This window comes from Enterococcus sp. 125944, from assembly GCF_051909435.1.
In the GTDB taxonomy this organism is placed as follows: domain Bacteria; phylum Bacillota; class Bacilli; order Lactobacillales; family Enterococcaceae; genus Enterococcus_D; species Enterococcus_D gallinarum.
In genome coordinates this window covers 86,810-96,720 of sequence record NZ_JBQASY010000016.1, presented here as the reverse complement: position 1 = coordinate 96,720, position 9,911 = coordinate 86,810, and the positions used below count along the sequence as shown (strand labels likewise).

At 37.0% G+C, this 9,911-nt stretch carries 9 protein-coding genes and 2 tRNA genes; all 11 read left to right on the top strand.

What is annotated here, in order from left to right:
• Nucleotides 1–36 precede the first annotated feature (36 nt).
• Nucleotides 37–110: transfer RNA gene (locus tag ACTFWY_RS13540), tRNA-Arg, on the top strand.
• 30 nt (nucleotides 111–140) lie between these two features.
• Nucleotides 141–214: transfer RNA gene (locus ACTFWY_RS13535), tRNA-Pro, on the top strand.
• Between the two features lie 101 nt (nucleotides 215–315).
• Nucleotides 316–1,200 carry a ribosome small subunit-dependent GTPase A gene (gene rsgA / locus ACTFWY_RS13530; protein WP_003128803.1) on the top strand — a complete coding sequence of 295 codons (885 nt, stop codon included), beginning with the start codon at nucleotides 316–318 and terminating at the stop codon, nucleotides 1,198–1,200.
• 14 nt (nucleotides 1,201–1,214) lie between these two features.
• Nucleotides 1,215–1,862 carry a ribulose-phosphate 3-epimerase gene (rpe, locus tag ACTFWY_RS13525; RefSeq protein ID WP_034707063.1) on the top strand — a complete coding sequence of 216 codons (648 nt, stop codon included), beginning with the start codon at nucleotides 1,215–1,217 and terminating at the stop codon, nucleotides 1,860–1,862.
• Nucleotides 1,863–1,865: 3 nt separating this feature from the next.
• Nucleotides 1,866–2,498, top strand: a complete 633-nt coding sequence (locus tag ACTFWY_RS13520; RefSeq protein WP_003128805.1) for a thiamine diphosphokinase — start codon at nucleotides 1,866–1,868, stop codon at nucleotides 2,496–2,498.
• A 146-nt stretch (nucleotides 2,499–2,644) separates the two neighbouring features.
• On the top strand, nucleotides 2,645–3,502 hold the full coding sequence (gene mreC, locus ACTFWY_RS13515) for a rod shape-determining protein MreC (RefSeq protein ID WP_005469711.1): 858 nt from the start codon (nucleotides 2,645–2,647) through the stop codon (nucleotides 3,500–3,502).
• A gap of 2 nt (nucleotides 3,503–3,504) precedes the next feature.
• On the top strand, nucleotides 3,505–4,014 hold the full coding sequence (mreD, locus tag ACTFWY_RS13510; RefSeq protein WP_021150867.1) for a rod shape-determining protein MreD: 510 nt from the start codon (nucleotides 3,505–3,507) through the stop codon (nucleotides 4,012–4,014).
• Between the two features lie 187 nt (nucleotides 4,015–4,201).
• Nucleotides 4,202–5,515: a C40 family peptidase gene (locus ACTFWY_RS13505; RefSeq protein WP_081131188.1), complete on the top strand. Its 1,314-nt coding sequence runs from the start codon at nucleotides 4,202–4,204 to the stop codon at nucleotides 5,513–5,515.
• Between the two features lie 144 nt (nucleotides 5,516–5,659).
• Nucleotides 5,660–7,330: a PTS transporter subunit EIIC gene (locus ACTFWY_RS13500; RefSeq protein WP_409531050.1), complete on the top strand. Its 1,671-nt coding sequence runs from the start codon at nucleotides 5,660–5,662 to the stop codon at nucleotides 7,328–7,330.
• The gene (locus tag ACTFWY_RS13495; RefSeq protein WP_003128812.1) at nucleotides 7,317–9,347 is read left to right on the top strand and encodes a BglG family transcription antiterminator; all 2,031 of its coding nucleotides are present in this window, start codon (nucleotides 7,317–7,319) and stop codon (nucleotides 9,345–9,347) included. Before ACTFWY_RS13500 ends, ACTFWY_RS13495 begins: the two co-directional genes overlap by 14 nt.
• Before the next feature lie 16 nt (nucleotides 9,348–9,363).
• Nucleotides 9,364–9,798 (top strand): PTS sugar transporter subunit IIA, encoded by a 435-nt coding sequence (locus ACTFWY_RS13490; RefSeq protein WP_003128813.1) that lies wholly within the window; start codon nucleotides 9,364–9,366, stop codon nucleotides 9,796–9,798.
• Nucleotides 9,799–9,911: the final 113 nt, after the last annotated feature.

The following is a 9,911-nucleotide window of genomic DNA, read 5'->3' as shown; positions in this document are numbered from 1 at the left end:
ACCGGTTCGATTCCGGTCCTCGGCATTTCTTAATATGCGCCCATAGCTCAATTGGATAGAGTGTTTGACTACGGATCAAAAGGTTAGGGGTTCGACTCCTCTTGGGCGCGTAGTCTTTTTATTTTTTTAATATCTATTATCGGGAAGTAGCTCAGCTTGGTAGAGCACTTGGTTTGGGACCAAGGGGTCGCAGGTTCGAATCCTGTCTTCCCGATTTTTTGTCTGAAGAGTCTTCTTCAGGCTTTTTTTATTGGTGAGAAATTTATTCATGAGTTATAAATATGTTACAATAAAAAGAAATGAGGAGGAGAATTTTTGAAAGGACAAATAATCAAAGCTCTTAGTGGATTCTATTATGTAGAGTCTGAAGATACTATCTTTCAAACTCGAGCAAGAGGAAACTTCAGAAACAGAAAAATCACGCCGCTTGTTGGGGATGAAGTTATTTTTGAAAGTAGTAATCCAACTGATGGATACTTGTTAGAGATACTGCCGAGAAAAAATGAATTGATACGTCCACCAGTGGCCAATGTGGATCAAGGTGTAGTGGTGACAAGTTTGATCCAGCCTAATTTCTCATTTAATCTATTAGATCGGTTTTTAGTTACACTGGAGTATAAAGAGATTGAACCAATTATCTTTTTGAGTAAAACAGACTTAGTGAGTGATCAAAGTGAGGTTCAAAAAATTGCCGCTTTGTACCAACAAATTGGTTACCAAGTCATTGTTTCAAAAGCAGATAATAGCGATCTTCTGGAGTTACAAAGAATTTTCCCGGAACGACTGACAGTTTTTATGGGACAATCTGGCGCAGGAAAATCCACATTGCTTAACCGAATAGTCCCAGAGCTAGATTTGGAAACGGCCGAAATTTCTGAGTCATTAGGTCGAGGGAAACATACAACGCGACATGTAGAATTATTGACATTATATGATGGGTTAGTGGCTGATACCCCTGGATTCAGCTCAATCGATTTTTTGGAAATCGATAGTGGACAATTGCCCAAACAGTTTCCAGAATTTTTAGCATTGGCACACCAATGTCGTTTTCGTGAGTGTATGCATTTAAATGAGCCAAATTGTGCTGTAAAAGAAGCAGTTGAACAGCAAACAGTTGCACTTACCCGGTATAAAAACTATGTTCAATTTTTAGAGGAGATTGAAAATCGTCGTCCAATTTATAAAAAGAAAAATAAGTGAGGGAAACGAATATGATTAAACTAGCACCATCAATTTTAAGTGCGGATTTTGCGAATCTGCAACGGGACATTGAACTTGTAGAAAAAAACGGCGCGGATTACATCCATATAGATGTAATGGATGGCCAATTTGTTCCTAATATTACTTTAGGACCAAATGTTGTCAAAGCTATTCGTCCGATAACTAAGTTGCCACTGGATGTTCATTTGATGATTACTCAACCAGAAAATTATATTCATGCGTTTGCCGAAGCTGGTGCCGATATAATTGGAGTTCATGCCGAAGCTACTCCCCACATTCATCGCGCAATTCAAATGATTTTAAATGAAAATGTAAAGGCGGAAATTGTTATCAACCCTGGTACGCCAGTAGCCGCTATTCAACATGTACTATCCATGTGTGATCAAGTATTGGTAATGACTGTGAACCCTGGATTCGGTGGACAATCTTTTATCGAAGAAACAGTTGCTAAAATCAAGGAACTAGCACAATTGAAAGAGAAAAATGGGTATCACTATGATATCGAAGTAGATGGTGGAATCGTTCCAAAAACAGCTCGGATCTGTTTAGAAGCTGGTGCCAATGTGTTTGTTGCTGGTAGCTACATCTATGACGCGGACAGTCCTGCTGATCAAATCAAAGCATTGAAAGAAGTGTTGTAATAAATGAATATTCTTCTAGTTGCAGGTGGCAAAAAGCAAACTTGGCCGTCTCTAAAGAAGTATGATAAATACATTGGTATTGATCGGGGATCATTTTATCTGCTTGAGGAGGATTTGCCTTTAGATTTTGCGATTGGTGATTTTGACTCTCTTTCTTCTGAAGAAAGAGAACGAGTGCGACAGAATGCAAAAAATTTTTTTCAAGCTCCGGCAGAAAAAGACGATACGGATACGCAACTCGCATTATTGATGGCTATTGAGCATTTTCCCAATGCAAAGATTGATATTATCGGTGCAACTGGTGGAAGAATCGATCATTTTTTAGCAAATTTATGGATTGTACTGGAGAAACGGTTTCAGCCTTTCGCTCATAATATTAGTCTATTAGATAAGCAAAATGTCATTCGGTTCTTTTTGCCAGGGAAGTATTCCATACGTAAAGAAAAGGGCATGAAATATCTGGCATATTGTTGTCTGACTCCCATTGACAATCTTTCATTAATGGAAAGCAAATACCTATTGGAAAATGTGAAGGTTGAACATCCTACATCATTTGCTAGTAATGAATTCATAACGGATGAAGCATCCTTTATATTTGAAACGGGAATTATTGCTGTTATTCAAAGCAAAGATTAAGAGACAGTCAAGTCTCTTTTTTTATTTTTGAAAATTTCAGAAAGCTAATTACAAAAAAAGCATTAAGACGTACAACTTAACTTTTGTTTACATCGTTTTAGTGGTAAAATTAAGGCTATCAGTTTGGAACTCATTGAGGTGTCTTTGTGAAAAAGTTTAATCCTAATAAAAATATCATAATCACGTTAATTATTGTGATTTTAGTTGTTTCTGTGTTGAGTGTGACGATTGCTAGAAGAGCAGTTGGGAATTCATCCAGTTTTGTGCAATCGGCAGTCAACGACACGATTGGTATCGTGGACAAGGTGATTACAGCTCCAGTACGGTGGATCGAAACCGGTGCAAACTCTGTAAAGAAACTTTTTGTCACGTATGAAGAAAACGAACGTTTAAAAGAGAAAATCGATAGTTATGATGAGATTGCTCGATCAAATGAAAATTACAAGCGAGAAATCGAATCATTGAAAGAAGAGCTTGAGTTAAACGAAACATTGACTAACTATGAAAAAATTACTGCCAATGTTATTAATCGTTCACCAGATACATGGCAAGACATGCTTGTTGTGGATCGTGGCACGAAAGATGGTGTCGAAGTAAATATGGCGGTTATGTCCCAAAAAGGTTTGATTGGGCGTGTGATTGAAGTGAATGCAGCATCTTCAAAAATCGAATTGTTGACTTCTGAAAATCAAAATTCAAATCATTTTCCTGTTCGAATCAGCGGGAAAGACGGCGAAACTTTTGGAATTCTAAGTAGTTATGATCAAAAAGAGAAGTCCTTGGTTATCAGTCAATTGACTGGAAGTACACAATTGAAAGAAGGCGATGTTGTACAAACCTCGGGATTAGGAGGGAATTCTCCAGCCGACCTTGCTGTTGGGACAGTTGTTAGTACCACCAAAGATGAATTTGGATTAGATACAAAAGTATATGTAAAACCTTATGCACAAATGTATGATATTCAAGCAGTTACTATTATCAAACGTTTGGCGGGTGACAAATAGGCATGAAAAAAAATACGTATTTAAAGTACTTTGCCGGAGCATTTTTTTTCTTGATGATGTTGTTAGATGGACAATTAACCCGTTTACTTGAGCGCTGGACGCAAGATAATTATATAGCGAGTGCACATTTACTATTGATTGCCTTCCTATGTAGTGCCAGATATTTGCCTAAAAACTACTTGATTATAACCGCATTGATCATTGGATGCTTGTATGATCTTTACTATATTGGCATAATTGGTATTTATGCTGTCGCATTCCCGATGATTGTGTGGATCATGTATATTTTAAATAAAACGCTATACCAAAACATATTCACCATGTTTTTTGGAATGATTATTTTCGTTACGGGTCTTGAAATGGTAACTTTGGGGATACAGTTGTTATTTAAAATAGCAACAGTCAATACTTCATTTTTTGTCTCTCGTTTCTTAGCACCGACACTGCTATTAAATATTATTTTATTTGTTATTTTAGTTATTCCATTCATGAAGCTATTCAAAGAAGAATAGCTTCATTTTTTTGTTATGTTTTGTATCGAATCTGGTAGATTATTTGAAATCTGTTTGTAACATTCTTTTTATCTGCTTGACATGTATCTATGTTACAATCGCTTTATCGTAAAAAGACTTTAGATATTCTTATATATTTTAAAATTAACTTAAACTTTCAATGAAAAGTCAGGCGGAGGAATGAAGGGTGAAAAAACGTATTCTATCAGTAATATTAGTGAGTTCCATTGCGCTTACTTCAGTTGTAGCACCAACACTTGTCGCGGCAGACGACTTTGATAGCAAAATCGAACAAAAAGATCAAGAAATCAGTAACCTAAAAAATCAACAAGCTGATGCTCAAGCACAAATCAAAGCATTGGAAAATGATGTTGCAGCTATCAATGAAAAAGCTGAAGCATTATTGACGCAACAATCTACTTTACATGCTGATTCAGAAAAATTACAAAAAGAAATCGACGACTTGAATGTTCGTATTGAAAAACGGGAAAAAGCGATTCAAGAACAAGCAAGAGATGTCCAAGTGAATGGACAAAGCACCAATTTTATCGATGCCGTTCTTGAAGCAGATTCTTTAACGGATGCTATCGGTCGCGTTCAAGCTATGACGACGATTGTTAGTGCTAATAACGAATTGGTTCAACAACAAAAAGCGGATCAAGAAACGGTTAAAACGAAAAAAAATGAAAATGATAAAAAACTAAAAGAAATTGAAGCAAATCAACTTGAACTTGAGAAACAAGTAGGAGCACTTCAATCGAAGCAAGCAGACTTGAATGTTTTGCAAGCAGATCTTGCTTTGCAACAATCATCTAAAGAAGATGAAAAAGCCGACCTAGAAAAACAAAAAGAAAGCTATCAGGCTGAACAGGCACGAATTGCTGCCGCAAAAGAAGCGGCAAAAGCAGCTCGAGAACGTGAAGAAGCTGCGCAAGCCGAATCAAGCACAAGTAGTACAACAAAAACAGGCGAATCAACTTCGTCGAATGAGTCAAGCTCAAATGAATCAAGCTCAACAAATGAATCTTCCAGTACTAACAGTACCGGAACAAGTGACTCAGTAGAAAATGATACACCAAAACAAGAAACAATTGTAAATAAGCCTGAAAATAAACCAGAAAACAATACAAACGTTCCTTCACAATCTGTAAACGGGTCAGCAATTGTTTCAGAAGCAATGAAATATCTTGGTACACCATATGTCTGGGGCGGAACGACACCGAACGGATTCGATTGTTCTGGTTTTACTCAATATGTGTTTGCAAAAGTAGGAATTTCATTACCTCGTGTGACCTATGATCAAGAGTATTCTGGCACGGTTATCTCAATCAATGAAGCAAAAGCTGGTGACCTATTATTTTGGGGATCGCGCGGAAGTACGCACCACGTGGCTATTGCACTTGGTGGGGGACAATACATTCATGCACCTACCACTGGACAAAGCGTTTCAGTTAGCAGCTACTCTTATTACGCACCAAGTTTTGCTGTGCGTGTTAATTAAATAAAAAATGGTAAAAATAAGGCAATAACTTAAGCTGACGTTTTTCGTCAGCTTTTTTGGTACATTCAAAAGGAGGAAGCATAATCTATGGTTATTCCTTTTTGGAGAAAACCAAATTATACTAGTGTTAGGTAGGTGAGGAGGATGAAGGGAATAAAAGACAGAGGACAAACAATTCAATTTTTAAAACTCTATACTCATTATTTTTCTGATATGATGATGCCAAATGTAAGTATTTTTATTGCATGGGCAGTCATTGCGTTTGCCGTACCCGTACTAGATGCGGATCAGGGGGGTTTGATCAAGTCAGAAGAAGCTATTTTACATTTTCTCTTACCAATATTGCTTGCTTACACTGGCGGAAAAATGGTTGAACCAACAAGAGGTGGAGTTTCAGGAGCAATTGCAATTTTAGGGATGATTTTAACCTCTCAATTTCCACAAGTTTTTGGAGCAATGATTATCGGTCCGTTAACGGGTGGCATGCTTCGATTCTTTGATCATATCTTTTCTCGAAAAGTAAAGACTGGCTATGAGATGCTCTTTCGTAATTTTTCTGCAGGCTTAATTGGAGGTCTTCTATTTTTATGTAACTTTTTTGTATTTGGCCCTTTGCTCGATCAGCTTAGTCAACAAAGTTATCATTTAGTTGATTTTTTTCTCAAGCAGAATTTATTTCCTGCTATTCATCTTTTTCTGGAGCCACTAAAGGTTCTTTTTTTTAATAATATTATCAATCATGGTCTATTTACGCCGTTGGGTGTTGAAGGCGCCAGTATTCATGGAACGTCGATTTTATTTCTGCTTGAAGCCAATCCTGGTCCTGGTTTAGGCGTCTTGTTTGCATGTATGAGGTATGGTTCTAAAAAAGCAAGAAATGGGGCGACTGCTGCTGCATTTGTGCAAGCAATAGGAGGTATTCATGAAGTTTATTTCCCATTTATTTTAATGAACCCATTATTGATTATCGCACCGATTTTAGGTGGAGCTACTGGTACATTTATTTTTCAAATGAGTAAAGTTGGCTTACGATCACCGGCTTCACCAGGTTCTATTTTGGCTATCTTAACAAATACGCCAAATCACATGTGGTCAGGCGTATTAGCTGGAGTATTGGTAAGCACGCTTGTTTCTTTTTTTGTTGCCTATTTTGTTTTGACCTATCACTCAGTGAATGAAAAAAGTACGGAAGGAACAATATGTATGGATAAAGTAAAGAGAATTATCGTTGCATGCGACGCAGGGATGGGATCTAGCGCAATTGGGGCAAGTTTATTAACTAAACATTTAGAAGAAGCAGCCATTTCCATACCTGTCGATTATAAATCAATTTATCAGTTGAAGGATGGAGAAGATCTTTTAGTTATTACCCAATCAGGGCTTGGTGCTTTAGCTCAAACTAAGACACCTCAAGCACAACATTACTTCTTGAGTAACTTTTTAGCGGAATCAGAGTATGAAACACTAGTTAAACTTTTAAAGCAAGAGCAAGAAACGGTAGCAAATGTTTCTTTTAAAGTTGGGGAAAAAATCCCAACATTGATTTTTTTGTATGAAGGCAAGAAAAGAGGCGCTCAAACGATGGCTGTTGCAATCGTTCGTAAAATTGCCAATGAATTAGCCATACCTATTGAGGTAAAGAAAGAAGATATTGAGACAACCCAGTTTAATCCAGAGGCATTATATATCGTTCAAAAAGATTTTCAGCAAATGGCTGCATTAACAAATGTCACCCACTTAGTTGTCGATGATTTAGTGACAACTTCCAAATATCGTCAATTGATGACAGAAGGAGTCGCCTATGTTCTTGACTAAGCGTGAAACTATTTTGTTGACTGAGCTAATGAACAGTAACGGTCCTGTTTCTATGGACCGAATGATGCAGCTTTTGAAAGTAAGTAAGCGGACTGTCTACCGCGAACTAGCCAATTTAGAGAATTCGTTGCGTACTGTAGGGGCATCCTTAGAAAAAGAAGGTCGTGGACATTTTCGAGTCATTGTCGGGAATAGTATCACTCAGCTGCAAGAAGCAATTATGTCTGATCCATCCCAAGAGTTTGCGTCAATAGAGCGACAACATAGGATTTTGCTGCAATTAGCAACTACTGCTAAGCCGATTAGTAGTCATCGTTTTTTAGAGCTCTATCAAATCAGTAATACTACTTTTTTTTCTGATATTAAACAATTAGAAGAAAGTTTGGCGCGCCTTCCGTTGACAATTGTCCGTAATCAAGGATATGAGCTCAAAGGACCAGAAAAACATCGACGTTTAGTAGCAGCGAATACGTTGATGATGGAAATAAATGAATACCAGTTTTTTCATTTTCCTGAAGCAGAACAAACGGCGCATTTTTTATTTGAGTTTATTGAAAAACAGTACTTGATTTTAGCGCAAGATCTTATAAGAGAAGTGGTTGAACCTAAATATCCTGAGTTAAGTGATCGCAAGTTGGCTTTTATTGGTATTATGCTTGCTTTAGCCATGGAGCGAGTAGCAACAGGATTTTCAGTAGAGGAAGAAAGTTATCCAAGTCAAATCAACAAAGATTTGCTGAAGGTAGCTAAACAGATTTTTGCTCAAGTTGCTGAACAAACGAAGCGGTTGTATTCGGTTAATGAAATAGTTTTTTTTGCGATTTTATTAGGGGATTTTTCTAATTCTTTTGACCGCGATTTTTTTGAAGAGAATTTTGATACAACTTTGGCATATCAGGTAAAACGGTTGATCGAACTGATTAGCCAGCACACTGAGGTTGATTTTTTTGAAGATGAAATTTTATATAAAATGTTGCTAACACATATTTCTGGGGTAATGACCCGAGCGATTTTGGAAGAGAACCATCTAAACAATCCAATTTTAGAAAAAATAATGAAACAATATGAGGAAATTGCAGAAGCAATCCGTTTAAGCTTACCGCTTGTTTTCCCACAACAGCAGTTTTCAACAGAAGAAATTGCCTATATGGTATTGCACTTCGCAAACTCATTAGAAAAGAATCCTAAAGTGATGGAAGTCAATATTGCAGGTGTATCACCAAGCGGACTGGCTTCAATTAGTTTGTTAGAGATGCAGCTAAGAAAGCAATTTCCATTTATCAATAAAATTACTTTTTTCCGTGTGGGGGATATCGAACAGGATAAAATTGAGGGCAACTACGACTTGGTGATTTCCACATCTTTGTTGCCAGGTTATCGAGGAAAATATAAGCTAGTATCTCCTATTTTATTGGAAGAAGACATTCAGGAACTAAAAGAAGAATTTCGTCTGCTTAGTCAGAAAAAGAGACTTTCTCATGCAATACCTACGCCAGTTTCTACTAGGGAAGATACCTATGAAGATGTTCTAGCATTTATTGAGGAGATTAACCGCTTATTAGAATTGTTTACTCTTCAAACGATTGACAATGGCCCCAACTTAGAAGAAACATTATCTGAAGTGATGAAACATTTTTCCAAAGCGTTAGTGCAAGACAGAAAAAAAGTAGCCAATAAATTAGTGAAGCGCTATTTACAAGCCCCTGTTGGAATACCGAAGACTCACTTTGCCCTTTTTCATGCGTCAAGTACAGAAATTTTGCAACCAGTTTTCAAAATCTTTGATTTATCACAAGGACTATCACTTTATGCGATGGATAAACAAGAGATTAACGTAACTCGCTTGTTAGTTATGCTCGCTCCTTATCCAATCGATGAGCAAAGCAGTAAAATCTTAGGGAGGATTAGCGGTTCCATCATTATGAATGATCTCAATACAGAAATATTTAATTCAGGAAATTTTTCCATCATTTATCAATTGCTTGCTACGCTTTTGATTGAAGAAATCAAACAATAATGGGGAGGAGAAAATAGTGGATATTCCAGCAACACATATTTTGTTAGATCAGCGATTCCAAAGTGCAGAAGAAGCATTGCATGAGATAGGTACATTCTTAGTAGACCAAAAAATGGTTCAACCTCAGTATATAAACAGTTTAGTTCAGCGACACAAAAAATATGGTGTTTATATAGGAAACTTTGTAGCCTTGCCTCATGGAGAAGAAGAGGCAGACAAATGGATTAATGAAGAAGGGATTTGTCTTGTTCAAGTACCAGACGGTGTCGATTTTGGCGATGCAAAAGAATCAAAGGTCACTACGATTCTGTTTGTGGTTGTTCTCAAAGAAAAGCAGTTATCATGCTTGCAAGAAATTGCTTTTTTTTGTTCAGATATCCAAAATGTAAAACTATTAAGCGACGCCGCTACAATAGAGGAAGTCCAAAAAATACTATCGCTAGAAGAGTAGAAAAGGGCATTTATTGATTAGTCATGCATTATGCATGGCTTTTTTTTGTAGATAAGAGACAAATTTTGTCACAGTTTCCTGTGACAAAGTACGACTTTCGAAGCTTTCGGAAA